This window comes from Pseudomonas sp. NY15372, assembly GCF_048068215.1.
Taxonomy (GTDB): domain Bacteria; phylum Pseudomonadota; class Gammaproteobacteria; order Pseudomonadales; family Pseudomonadaceae; genus Aquipseudomonas; species Aquipseudomonas guariconensis_A.
In genome coordinates, this window is record NZ_JBLUPY010000002.1 from 85697 (window position 1) to 97752 (window position 12056).

Here is a 12056-nt window from a genome sequence, read left to right on the forward strand (position 1 = left end):
GAAACGAGGCAAATCGGAGTTTAGAGGAACAACCCGGGGCCGGGGCGAGTACCTTCGGGGAATCTGACGCCCACTTTCTGGATCTTGTTCCCGTCCATGGTCGCCACGGTCCAGATCGTGCTGTTCCATTCGACCTGGTCGCCTACTACTGGAGCGCCTCCGACCTTCTGTCGGATGAACTGCGCCAGCGGCATTTTCGCGTCCAGGCCTTCGAGTTTCAGGCCATAAAGCGCTGCCACGGCGCCGAGTTCGGCATCGCCTTCGAGCACGAAGTCGCCGAAGAAGCGCAGGTCCAGCCCGCGTTGCGGGGCCTGGCTGAACAGCTTGCCCAGGGCAGGCAGGTTGTGTTCATGGCCGATCACGCAAAGCATGTCGCCGACCTCCAGCACCGTGCTACCCGAGGGGTGCAGCAGTTGTTCGCCGCGAAACAGAGCGGCGATCCGTGTGCCCTCGGGCATCTTCAGCTCGCGCAGGGCGGCGCCGATGCACCATTTTTCAGCACCCAGGCGGTAGACGAACAGCTCCCATTCGCTGGTGATATGCACCTCCAGGGCAGAGCGGGAGATCGGGGCCGGGTCCGGCGGTACCGTGACCTTCAGCAGCTTGGCCATCCACGGCAGGCTGGTGCCTTGCACCAGCAGTGACACCAGGACAATGAAGAACGCCAGGTTGAAGAACAGCTGGGCATCCGGCAGGCCGGCCATCAGCGGGAACACGGCAAGGATGATCGGCACCGCGCCGCGCAGGCCGACCCAGGAAATGAATGCCTTCTCGCGGCCATGGAAGGCCTTGAACGGCAACAGGCTGGCGACCACCGACAGCGGCCGGGCGAACAGGATCATCCACAGCGCCAGGCCCAGGGCCGGCAGAGCGATGGGCAGCAGGTCGTGGGGCGTGACCAGCAGGCCCAGCACCAGGAACATGCCGATCTGCGCCAGCCAGGCCATGCCATCGAGCATGTGCAGGATGCCATGGCGGCTGCGGATCGGCCGATTGCCCAGCACCAGGCCGCACAGGTACACCGCCAGGAAGCCGCTGCCGTGCAGGGCGTTGGTCAGGGAGAACACCGCCAGGCCGCCGGCGATCACCAGGATCGGGTACAGGCCACCGGCGAGGTTGATACGGTTGACCAGTTGCAGCATCAGCCAGCCGCCACCCAGGCCCAGTAGGCCGCCGATGCCGAATTCGCGCAGCAGGTGGGTGAGCAGGCTCCAGTGCAGGCCGGTCTGGCCGCTGGCGATCATGTCGATGAGGGTGACGGTGAGAAACACCGCCATCGGGTCGTTGCTGCCCGACTCGATTTCCAGGGTGGCGGTGACCCGCTCGTTCAGGCCCTTGCCGCCGAGCAGCGAGAACACCGCCGCGGCGTCGGTGGAGCCGACGATGGCGCCGATCAGCAAACCCTGGATCAAACTCAGGTCGAACAGCCAGGCGGCGACCATGCCGGTCAAGCCGGTGGTGATCAGCACGCCCACCGTGGCCAGCGACAAGGCCGGCCACAGGGCTACGCGAAAGCTCGCCACCCGGGTGCGCAGGCCGCCGTCGAGCAGGATCACGGCCAGGGCCAGGTTGCCCACCAGGTAGGCGGTCGGGTAGTTGTTGAAGATGATGCCGCCACCGTCGACCCCGGCAGCCATGCCGACGGCGAGGATGATGACCAGGATAGGGATGCCCAGACGGGATGACAGCGAGCTGACCAGGATACTTGCCCCGACCAGCAGTGCGCCGATCAGGAACAGGCTGTTGATGGTGCTCGCATCCAAAGGCAGGTACTCCGGGGTATTGCGGAAAGAGGACTTGACTCGCAAGTCGCGTGCCAATCGATTCTAACCTGATGAATTGGCAGGCTGTAAAGCGTTTCTGCAGATGAAAAAAAGGCACCGCGGTGGGTGCCTTTTGTTGTGTTGCCAGGGAGGGCTATCGCCGGCAAGCCGGCTCCCACAGGTACTGCACAAGTCTTCATACCTGTGGTGAACCCGTGGGAGCCGGCTTGCCGGCGATAGGGCCGGGGCAGGATTACGCCTGCTTCACCTCACGCATCGGCTTGCCCTTCACCGGCGCACCATTGGCCACGTAGTACTTGGCGGTGCTGCGCGGCAGGGGCTTGCGGCCACGGATCTTGTCCGAGATTTTCTCGGCGATCATGATCGTGGTGGCGTTGAGGTTGCCGGTGATGATGATCGGCATGATCGAGGCATCGACCACACGCAGGCCCTGCATACCGTGCACGCGGCCTTCGCCATCGACCACAGCCATGTCGTCGGTGCCCATCTTGCACGAGCAGGACGGGTGGAAGGCGGTTTCGGCGTGCTCACGGATGAACTTGTCCAGTTCCTCGTCGGTCTGCACGTGCGCACCTGGGCTGATTTCGCGACCGCGGTACGGGTCCAGCGCCGGCTGGGCCATGATTTCGCGGGTCAGGCGGATGCCGTCGCGGAATTCCTGCCAGTCCTGCTCGGTGGCCATGTAGTTGAACAGGATGCTTGGGTGCTGGCGCGGGTCCTTGGACTTGAGCTTGATGCGGCCGCGGCTTGGCGAGCGCATGGAACCCATGTGAGCCTGGAAACCGTGTTCCTTCACACCGTTCGAGCCGTTGTAGTTGATCGCTACCGGCAGGAAGTGATACTGGATGTTCGGCCATTCGAATTCAGGGCGGGTGCGGATGAAGCCGCCGGCCTCGAACTGGTTGCTGGCACCGATGCCGGTACCCTTGAACATCCACTCGGCGCCGATGGCCGGCTGGTTCCACCACAGCAGCGAGGGGTACAGCGAGACCGGCTGGGTGCAGGCGTACTGCAGGTACAGCTCAAGGTGGTCCTGCAGGTTCTCGCCGACGCCCGGCAGGTCGTGGACCACCGGGATGTCCAGGCTTTCCAGCAGCTCGCGCGGGCCGACGCCGGAGCGTTGCAGCAGCTGTGGCGAAGCGATGGCGCCGGAGCTGACGATCACTTCCTTGCGGGCGCGGGCTTCCACGCGCTCTTCGCTGTCGCCGACCAGGTAGGTCACGCCGATGGCGCGCTTGCCTTCGAACAGGACACGGTCGGTCAGGGCGTGGGTGACGATGGTCAGGTTGGGGCGCTTCTTGGCCTGGTCCAGGTAGCCGCGTGCGGTACTGGCGCGACGACCTTGCTTGGTCACGGTACGGTCCATCGGACCGAAGCCTTCCTGCTGGTAGCCGTTGAGGTCTTCGGTACGTGGGTAGCCGGCCTGCACGCCGGCTTCGACCATGGCGTGGAACAGTGGGTTGTTGCCAGCCTTGGGCGTGGTCACGCTGACCGGGCCTTCGCCGCCGTGGTAGTCGTTCGGGCCGATGTCACGGGTTTCGGCCTTGCGGAAGTACGGCAGGCAGTCCAGGTAGGTCCAGTCTTCCAGGCCTGGCAGTTTCGCCCAGCCATCGAAGTCCATGGCGTTGCCACGGATGTAGCACATGCCGTTGATCAGCGAGGAGCCACCCAGGCCCTTGCCGCGGCCACATTCCATGCGGCGGCCGTCCATGTGCGGCTCTGGGTCGGTCTCGTAGGCCCAGTTGTAGCGACGACCCTGCAGTGGGAAGGCCAGGGCGGCTGGCATCTGGGTGCGGAAGTCGAAGCGGTAGTCCGGGCCGCCGGCTTCGAGCAGCAGGACGGTGACGCCAGCGTCTTCGGTCAGGCGGGTAGCCAGGGTGTTACCGGCGGAACCGGCGCCGACGATGATGTAGTCGAATTCTTGGGACATTGAAGTACCCTCGTGTGAGCGGTGATCAGGGAGCGGAAACGCCCGTGCATGGCGGCACGGGCGTGGCTAGACAGGGTTTAGAAAACCGAGTTGTAGCCGCCCAGCTCGACCTGGACCGACTTGATGCGGGTGTACTGGGCCAGCGAGCTGACGCCGTTCTCACGGCCGACGCCCGATTGCTTGTAGCCGCCGACCGGCATTTCGGCCGGGGACTCGCCCCAGGCGTTGATCCAGCAGATACCGGCTTCGAGCTTGTGGATGATGCGGTGGGCGCGGCTGATATCGTTGGTGCACACACCGGCGGCCAGGCCGTATTCGGTGTCGTTGGCGCGGCGGATGGCTTCTTCTTCGGTTTCGTAGGTCAGGATGCTCATGACCGGGCCGAAGATTTCTTCCTTGACGATGGTCATGTCGTCGGTGCAGTCGGTGAAGACGGTCGGTGCGACGAAGGCACCCTTGGCGAAATCACCGTCCATCAGACGCTCGCCACCGCACAGCACGCGCGCACCTTCTTCCTTGCCCTTGGCGATGTAACCCAGGACGCTTTCCATGTGTGGGAAGCTGACCAGCGGGCCGAAGTTGGTGTTCTCGTCTTCCGGGTTGCCAACGCGGATGCGGGCAACGCGCTCGGCGATCTTGGCTTCGAAGGCCGCTTTCATCGACGCCGGTACGAATACGCGGGTGCCGTTGGTGCAGACCTGGCCGGAGCTGTAGAAGTTGGCCATCATGGCGATGTCGGCGGCCTTGTCCAGGTCGGCGTCGTCGCAGATGATCAGCGGCGACTTGCCGCCCAGTTCCATGGTGACTTCCTTGAGCGTGGAGCTCGAGGCGCTGGCCATGACCTTCTTGCCGGTGGTGGTGCCGCCGGTGAAGGAGACTTTCTCGATGCGCGGGTGCTCGGTCAGCCAGGTGCCGACTTCACGGCCGCTGCCGGTCAGAACGTTGAACACGCCGTCCGGCAGGCCGGCTTCGGTGTAGATCTCGGCCAGTTTCAGGGTGGTCAGCGAGGTGACTTCCGACGGCTTGAAGATCATGGCGTTGCCGGCGGCCAGGGCCGGGGCGGATTTCCACAGGGCGATCTGGATCGGGTAGTTCCAGGCACCGATACCGGCGGTCACGCCCAGCGGCTCGCGGCGGGTATAGACGAAGGAGCTTTCGCGCAGCGGGATCTGCTCGCCTTCGATGGCCGGTACCAGGCCTGCGTAGTATTCCAGCACGTCGGCGCCGGTGACGATGTCGACGTAGCGGGTTTCGGAGTACGACTTGCCGGTGTCCAGGGTTTCCAGCATGGCCAGCTCGTCGTTGCGCTCGCGCAGGATGTCGACGGCGCGGCGCAGGATGCGCGAACGCTGCATGGCGGTCATGGCCGCCCAGACTTTCTGGCCGCGCTCGGCGCTTTCGACGGCTTTCTCGACGTCTGCCTCGGTGGCACGCTGCACGTGGGCGAGGACTTCGCCGGTGGCCGGGTTGATGGCTTCGAAGGTAGCGTCGGAGCTAGCGTCGACATAACCACCATCAATATAGAGTTTTTGCGTTCCGAAACGGGCCATAGTGTCCTCGCAAGTGCAGTGTGTGGTTGGCTACCGCGTCACGCTCCTGCCTGCTCGGCAAGCGCTGCGCGCGATGGTTCAGAGGCCTGGTCGGTAATGCCCAGGGTCTGTTGTTTAGCCAGTTGTAGATCCATGTATTCGTAAGCAATCCGTATCGCCTGGTCGGTGTCGAATTCGTCACCCGACAGCGCACCACGCAGCCACAGGCCATCGATCAGGGCCGCCAGACCGCGGGCTGCCTTGCGCGCATGGTAGAGCGGCAGGACGCGGCGGAACTGGCAGCACAGGTTGGAATACAAGCGGTGGTCGTTGATCCGCTGCAACCTGTGCAGGTCTGGCTGGTGCATGCTGGAGGCCCAGAAGGCCAACCAGGTTTTCATTGCCGGGCCATTCACCTGGCTCGCATCGAAGTTGCCCTCGATGATCACTTTCAGGTGGGCACGCGGGCTGTCGTCCGTCAGTGCCTGGCGACGCGCTGCCACCCCTTCGTTGAGCATGCTCATGATGTAGCCCATCGTCGCTGCGATCAGGCCATTTTTGTCCCGAAAGTAGTGACTGATGATGCCGTTCGACACACCGGCCAAACGGGCAATCAGCGCAATGCTGGCATCTCCCAGGCCGACCTGATCCACAGCCAGTAGCGTGGCTTCGATCAACTGCTGGCGGCGGATGGGTTGCATACCGACCTTGGGCATCTTGCTATCTCCTCAGGCCTGCGATCAGACGACGAGCGGCTGCCTCGGCGAAGGCCAGTCTATTTTGTTTTGATTGAACGTTCAATCAATAAAGAATAAGCTCTGCGACAATTTGTGCCATTGACAGTTTTTCAGGCGGTCGAGAAGGCACGGATTGACACCCCAGGAAATCGCGTAACCCCCGGAATACAAGGCGTTGACGGGCATGAGCGATGCAGATGACAGATTCCGCCGGGCGGTCGAAGGCCGCGCGGAAGCCCTTTGGAGCGGGCTGGAACTGCTTTTTTTGCAACGATTCGATTCGGGATCACGATTTCCTAGGTGCATTTATAACACCTGACGCAGTGGGGCTATTCCACCATTTGCTTGGGAAATATCTGATTAGCCTCCACCCCGCACTGCCCGGAGCATTCGTGCAATGAGTTCTGCCTCCCTAACCAAGCCCCCCGCCGAACGGGTACGGGTCAATCGTGTGGTGTTCTACACCTCCGCGCTGCTGATCCTGGCTTTGACTGCCTTGCTTATCGCTGTACCCGAAACCGCCGGCCAAGTGCTGGGCGTCGCCCAGAAATGGCTGACCCGCACCTTTGGCTGGTACTACATGCTGGTGATCTGCGGTTACCTGCTGTTCGTCGTCTACCTGGCCTTCTCCGACTACGGCAAGCTCAAGCTGGGCGGCAAGGACGACCAGCCCGACTTCAGCTACGGCGCCTGGGCCGGCATGTTGTTCTCCTCCGGTATCGGTATCTCGCTGCTGTACTTCGGTGCATCCGAGCCGCTGGATCACTACTTCAACCCGCCAGAGGGTACCTCGGCCAGCCTCGAGGCCGCGCGCCAAGGCTTGCAGCTGACCTTCCTGCACTGGGGCCTGCACGGCTGGGCGATCTATGCCCTGGTCGGCCTGGCCGTCGGCTACTTCGCCTACCGCCACAACCAGCCGCTGGCACTGCGCTCGGCGCTGTACCCGCTGGTCGGCGAGCGTTGGGTCAAGGGCGCGGCAGGCAATGCCGTGGACATCTTCGGCATGTTCGTCACCCTGCTGGGCCTGGTCACCAACTTAGGGATCGGCTCGATGCAGGTGGCCTCGGGCCTGGAATACCTGTTTGGCTTCGACCACAGCAAGACCAACCTGCTGGCGGTCATCCTGGTCATGGCCGGTGTCGCCACCGTGGCTGCAGTGTCGGGTGTGGAGAACGGCATCCGCCGCCTGTCCAACCTGAACATCGTCCTGTTCAGCGGCCTGCTGATCTTCGTACTGCTCGGTGGCCAGACCCTGCACCTGCTCAACGCCTTCGTGCAGAACATCGGCGACTACCTCAACGGCATGGTGCTCAAGACCTTCGACCTCTATGTCTATGAAGGCGAAGCGGGCAAGTCCGAGCGCTGGCTGGGCCTGTGGACCGTGTTCTACTGGGCCTGGTGGATTTCCTGGGGCCCGTTCGTCGGCATGTTCATCGCCCGTATCTCCAAAGGCCGCACCGTGCGCCAGCTGGTGACCGGCGTGCTGCTGATCCCGCTGGGCTTCACCCTGGCCTGGCTGTCGATCTTCGGTAACACCGCACTGGACCTGGTGATCAACCAGGGCGCGGTGGAGCTGGGCAAGACCGCGCTCGAGCAACCTTCGATGTCGATCTACCAGCTGCTGGAATACTTCCCGGCCGCCAAGATCGTCATCGGTGTGGCGGTATTCGTCGGCTTCGTGCTGTTCCTCACCCCGGCCGACTCGGGCGCGGTGATGATGGCCAACCTGTCGTGCAAAGGCGGCAAGGTGGACGAAGACGCGCCGCACTGGATGGTGGTGTTCTGGTCGGTGGTCATCACCCTGGTCACCATCGGCCTGCTGTTCGCCGGTAACTTCGAAGCCATGCAGACCATGGTGGTGCTGGCTGGCCTGCCGTTCTCGGTGGTGCTGGTGCTGTTCATGTTCGGCCTGTACAAAGCCATGAAGCAGGACGTCGCCGTCGAGCAGGAGCGCGCCGAGCTGGCCGCCCGCGGCCGCCGTGGCTTCAGCGAGCGCCTGAGCCAGATGGACCTGCAGCCGACCCAGGCCGTGGTCCAGCGCTTCATGGACAAGCATGTGAGCCCGGCGCTCAAGGAAGCCGCCGCACAGATGCGCCTGCAAGGCTTCGAGGTCGAGGCCCGTGCCGGTCACTCGCGTAACCTGATGGGCCTGCGGGTGATGATGGAAGAGGGCAACCCGTTCGTCTATGAGGTGAGCCTGGACGGCTACCAGGCCGCGCCGAGCGAGGCGCCGCTCGAGGGTGCGCCGGAGGTGCCGCAGCGCTTCTATCGCGCCGAGGTGTACCTGCACGATGGTAGCCAGGAATACGACCTGATGGGCTTCACGCCTGACCAGATCGTGCGCGATGTGCTGGATCAGTTCGAGAGCCACCGCCAGCTGTTGGGGCGTGTGTATAGCTGATACAGCTTGATGCAATGAAGAAGGGCTCGGTTCGTGAGGATCGGGCTCTTTTCATTTGTGGATGGAGCTCAGCTTGCGTTTTATGGTGGGGCGGAAATCGAGCGCCGCCCGCGCGGCGCTCGATTCCCAGCCTGTCTCAAAACAAACCGTGCTCCGCCCATTTGCTGCTCAGCGGTTGGTATAGCGTCCGTTATGGCCGTGGCCCGGCATCGCCTGGTTGCCGCGATGGGCAATCATCTGCTGGATATCGATCAGTTCGATGCCCTGGCTCCTGAGCCGGGGTATTTCCCGTGCCAGGACTTCCAGGGTCTGCGGGTAGGGATGCCCGATGAGCACGGCAGAACCCTGCTTGCGGGCCAGGGCGATGCCCTGTTGCAACTGGGCCGCGATGGCTTCGGTGGTGCGCACGTCATCCAGGAACACATCCCGGGAGACATGGGCCAAGCCCTGTTCCTGGGCCTTGGCCGCCGCCACGGTGGCCGCGCTGGTGCGGCTGTCGACGAAGAACAGGTGGCGCCGTTGCAACTCGCCCATCAGCCAGGCCATGGGCCCGGGCTGGGCGGTCATGCGGCTGCCCATGTGGTTGTTGATGCCGGCGGCGTAAGGCACCTTGGTCAAGGCGGCATCCAGGCGGCGGGCCAGCTCCTCGACAGGCGTGCCCGGCGTCCAGGCATAAGGGCCGGTGGCCGGATCCATGGGCATGTGCAGGATCACCGTGCGCCCGGCCTTGTGGGCCTGGCGGGCGAAGTCGGTGGCGTGGGGCGTATCGGGCATGATCGCCAGGGTGATCCGGCCCGGCAGGGCCAGGGTGCGGCTATCGCGCTCGCTGTTCTGCCCCAGGTCGTCGATGACGATGCTCATGTACGCCTTGGCCGGCGCCGCATGGGCGGTGCCGGCCAGCAGGCAGAACAGCGCGAACAGCAGGTAGCGCATGGGCAGGGTCAGTCACCCTTGGTGATGTTCAGGCCCTTGAGCAGGCTCAGGGCCTGGCTGAGCTGGAAGTCGCCATCCTGCGGACGATCCTTGCGCTTGGCGCTGCCGGTCGGGCGATCAGCGCCACCGTTGCCATTGCCCAGGTGGCCTTGCAGGTCGGCTTCCTTGAAGTTGTCGGTGTCCGCTTCGGCAGTGAGCTTGGCCGGGCGCACTTCGATGTCGGGGACGATGCCCTGGGCCTGGATCGAGCGGCCGTTAGGGGTGAAGTACAGTGCGGTGGTCAGCTTCAGGGCACGGTCGTTGTTCAACGGCAGCACGGTCTGTACCGAGCCCTTGCCGAAGCTGTCGGTGCCCATCAGCACGGCGCGCTTCTGGTCTTGCAGGGCGCCGGCGACGATCTCCGAGGCCGAGGCGCTGCCGCCGTTGATCAGCACCACCAGTGGCACGCCTTCGCTGGCATCGGCCGGGTCGGCCGAGAAGCGCAGCTCGGAGTTGGCGATGCGGCCTTTGGTGTAGACGATCAGGCCCTTGGTCAGGAAGTGGTCGGCCACTTCCACGGCCGACTGCAAGACGCCGCCAGGGTTGTTGCGCAGATCCAGGACCACGCCGCGCAGCTTCTTGCCGTTATCCTTGCGCAGTTTGGCCAGGGCCTTGCCGACTTCTTCGCCGGTCTTGACCTGGAACTGAGTGATGCGGATGTAGCCGTAGTCGTTTTCCAGCAGCTGGCTCTTCACGCTCTTGACCTGGATCACCGCGCGGGCGAGGGTCACGTCGAACGGCGTGCCGCCGTCGCGCACCAGGGTCAGGGTGATCTTCTCACCGACTTTGCCGCGCATCTTGTCGACTGCCTCGGTCATGGTCTGGCCGCGGGTCGGGGCGCCGTTGATCTTGACGATCAGATCGCCCGCCTCGATGCCGGCGCGCGAGGCCGGGGTGTCGTCGATCGGCGATACCACCTTGACGAAGCCGTCCTCCATGCCCACTTCGATGCCCAGGCCGCCGAATTCGCCGCTGGTGCTTTCCTGCAGCTCCTGGAAGTCTTCGGGGCCGAGGTAGGCCGAGTGCGGGTCGAGGTTGCTGAGCATGCCCTTGATGGCGTTTTCCAGCAGGGTCTTGTCGTCCACCGGTTCGACATAGGCCGCCTTGATGCGGTCCATGACCTCGGCGAAGGTGCGTAGCTCATCCAGCGGCAGCGGCGCGTTGGCCGTCACCTCGGTGGCCGGGGCCGCGGCACGGCTGGCCGGCGTTGCCGGTGCCGGCTCGGCGGCGCAGGCCAAGGGCGCGCCGACCACCAGTGCGATGGTCAGGGCCAGCTGGGTGAGGCGAGGCGAGTGCAGCATGTCGAACGAACTCCTGATCCTGTTGGCGCTCCCGCGGGAGCATCGGCGCAGCGTTGGGGTGCGCTAGGCCGTAAACGTTTGAGGGGGCTAGCCCCGGCACCATTGCGCAGGGTCGGTCGGCCGGCCCTGCTGGCGAATGGCGAAGTACAGGCCCGAACTGTCCTGCCCACCGCTGTCGCCGACGGTGGAGATGGCTTCGCCGGCCTTGACGATATCGCCGGCGCTCTTGAGCAGGCTCTGGTTGTGGCCGTACAGGCTCAGGTAACCATTACCATGGTCGAGAATGACCAGAAGTCCAGCGCCACGCAACCAGTCGGCGAACACCACGCGCCCGCCGTGCACGGCGCGTACCTGGGTGCCTGGGCTGGCGCCGATCATCACGCCGTCCCACTTGGCCCGGGCATCGCCACCGCGTGCATCGCCGAAGCGTGCCAGCAATCGACCATTGACCGGCCATGGAAGTTTTCCGCGAGCGGCAGAAAATGCACCGCCATAGTTCGCGCCGTCGCTGGAAACCAGCGGGCCCAGGGTGGTGCGGGCCTTTTTCGTGGGCGTTTCGGTGGCCGAGCGGGCGGCAAGGGCTTCCTGCTGGCGGCGTTTTTCCGCCTCGCGCTGGGCCAGCAGCGCCTTCTGGCGTGCCTCTTCGGCTTCGCGGGCCTGGCGGGCGAGGGTTTCCTCGATGGTCTTGAGCACCTTGGTCAGGTCGGCCTGGTCCTGCTGGCGAGCCTGCAGCTTCTGGTCGCGGGCTTTCATGTCGCCGTTGAGCTTGGCCAGGACCTGCCTGCGCTCGCTGCGCACGGCCTCCAGTTCCTGCCGGCGGCTGTCGAGGTTGCCACGCTGGGCCAACAGCTGCGCCTGCTGGCGGCTGATGTCCTGTTCGACGTTGGCCAGTTGGCGCAGGGTTTCGTTGAAGGCGCGCAATTGCTCCAGGCGCGCCTTGCTCAGGTAGTCGTAGTAGGTGAGGGTGCGGGCGAACTTCTCGGGGTTCTGCTGGTTGAGCAGCAGTTTGAGGTATTCCTCACGGCCGCTCTGGTACGCCGAGCGGGCTTGGATGGCGATCAGTCGCTGTTGTTCAACGCGGGCGCTCTGGAGTTTTTTTTTCTCGGTATCAAGGCGCTCCAGCTCGCCCTCGGTCTTTTTTAGTTCTTCTTGCAGCGCCTCCACCTGTTTTTCGAGATCGCCGATTTCGGTCTCGGTGGTCTTGAGGTCTTTCTGCACACCGGACTTCTCCTCCTGGAGCTTGCCCAGCATCTTTTTCAGCTCGGCGATGTCCTGGCGGGTGGCTTCCAGTTGTTGCTGGGTCTGCGCGCGCTCGTCGGCGAAGGCCGGGCTGAGCAGGCAGGACAGGGCGATGAGGATCAGGGCACGAAGCATGAGGTTGGGCGTACCAGGGATGGAGACT

8 protein-coding genes are annotated in these 12056 nt (G+C 64.2%); 1 reads left to right on the plus strand and 7 read right to left on the minus strand.

The window, feature by feature from the left end; translation table 11 throughout:
- Positions 1 to 20: 20 nt before the first annotated feature.
- The 4 genes from ACNFG0_RS02015 to betI all read right to left on the minus strand — a co-directional run bounded on the left by ACNFG0_RS02015 (position 21) and on the right by betI (position 5959).
- The gene (locus ACNFG0_RS02015; protein WP_196144206.1) at positions 21 to 1763 is read right to left on the minus strand and encodes a potassium/proton antiporter; all 1743 of its coding nucleotides are present in this window, start codon (positions 1761 to 1763) and stop codon (positions 21 to 23) included.
- A gap of 253 nt (positions 1764 to 2016) precedes the next feature.
- Positions 2017 to 3714: a choline dehydrogenase gene (gene betA, locus ACNFG0_RS02020; protein WP_196155352.1), complete on the minus strand. Its 1698-nt coding sequence runs from the start codon at positions 3712 to 3714 to the stop codon at positions 2017 to 2019.
- Between the two features lie 77 nt (positions 3715 to 3791).
- Positions 3792 to 5264: a betaine-aldehyde dehydrogenase gene (betB, locus tag ACNFG0_RS02025; protein ID WP_196144043.1), complete on the minus strand. Its 1473-nt coding sequence runs from the start codon at positions 5262 to 5264 to the stop codon at positions 3792 to 3794.
- A 38-nt stretch (positions 5265 to 5302) separates the two neighbouring features.
- The gene (gene betI, locus ACNFG0_RS02030; protein WP_196155353.1) at positions 5303 to 5959 is read right to left on the minus strand and encodes a transcriptional regulator BetI; all 657 of its coding nucleotides are present in this window, start codon (positions 5957 to 5959) and stop codon (positions 5303 to 5305) included.
- A 418-nt stretch (positions 5960 to 6377) separates the two neighbouring features.
- Between betI and ACNFG0_RS02035 the strand changes: the two genes are divergently transcribed.
- On the plus strand, positions 6378 to 8381 hold the full coding sequence (locus tag ACNFG0_RS02035) for a BCCT family transporter (protein WP_196144041.1): 2004 nt from the start codon (positions 6378 to 6380) through the stop codon (positions 8379 to 8381).
- 168 nt (positions 8382 to 8549) lie between these two features.
- Here the strand turns inward: ACNFG0_RS02035 and ACNFG0_RS02040 are convergent, their stop codons facing one another.
- The 3 genes from ACNFG0_RS02040 to ACNFG0_RS02050 all read right to left on the minus strand — a co-directional run bounded on the left by ACNFG0_RS02040 (position 8550) and on the right by ACNFG0_RS02050 (position 12028).
- On the minus strand, positions 8550 to 9314 hold the full coding sequence (locus tag ACNFG0_RS02040; RefSeq protein ID WP_416763919.1) for a divergent polysaccharide deacetylase family protein: 765 nt from the start codon (positions 9312 to 9314) through the stop codon (positions 8550 to 8552).
- An 8-nt stretch (positions 9315 to 9322) separates the two neighbouring features.
- Positions 9323 to 10654, minus strand: a complete 1332-nt coding sequence (locus ACNFG0_RS02045) for a S41 family peptidase (RefSeq protein ID WP_196144039.1) — start codon at positions 10652 to 10654, stop codon at positions 9323 to 9325.
- Between the two features lie 87 nt (positions 10655 to 10741).
- A complete protein-coding gene (locus ACNFG0_RS02050; protein WP_196144038.1) occupies positions 10742 to 12028 on the minus strand; it encodes a murein hydrolase activator EnvC family protein in 1287 nt (428 codons plus the stop codon).
- Positions 12029 to 12056: the final 28 nt, after the last annotated feature.

Excerpts from the sequence above, each read along its gene's own strand:
- betA (WP_196155352.1), bottom strand. The coding sequence starts at position 3,714 with ATGTCCCAAGAATTCGACTACATCATCGTCGGCGCCGGTTCCGCCGGT.
- betB (WP_196144043.1), bottom strand. The coding sequence starts at position 5,264 with ATGGCCCGTTTCGGAACGCAAAAACTCTATATTGATGGTGGTTATGTC.
- betI (WP_196155353.1), bottom strand. The coding sequence starts at position 5,959 with ATGCCCAAGGTCGGTATGCAACCCATCCGCCGCCAGCAGTTGATCGAA.
- ACNFG0_RS02035 (WP_196144041.1), top strand. The coding sequence starts at position 6,378 with ATGAGTTCTGCCTCCCTAACCAAGCCCCCCGCCGAACGGGTACGGGTC.
- ACNFG0_RS02040 (WP_416763919.1), bottom strand. The coding sequence starts at position 9,314 with ATGCGCTACCTGCTGTTCGCGCTGTTCTGCCTGCTGGCCGGCACCGCC.
- ACNFG0_RS02045 (WP_196144039.1), bottom strand. The coding sequence starts at position 10,654 with ATGCTGCACTCGCCTCGCCTCACCCAGCTGGCCCTGACCATCGCACTG.
- ACNFG0_RS02050 (WP_196144038.1), bottom strand. The coding sequence starts at position 12,028 with ATGCTTCGTGCCCTGATCCTCATCGCCCTGTCCTGCCTGCTCAGCCCG.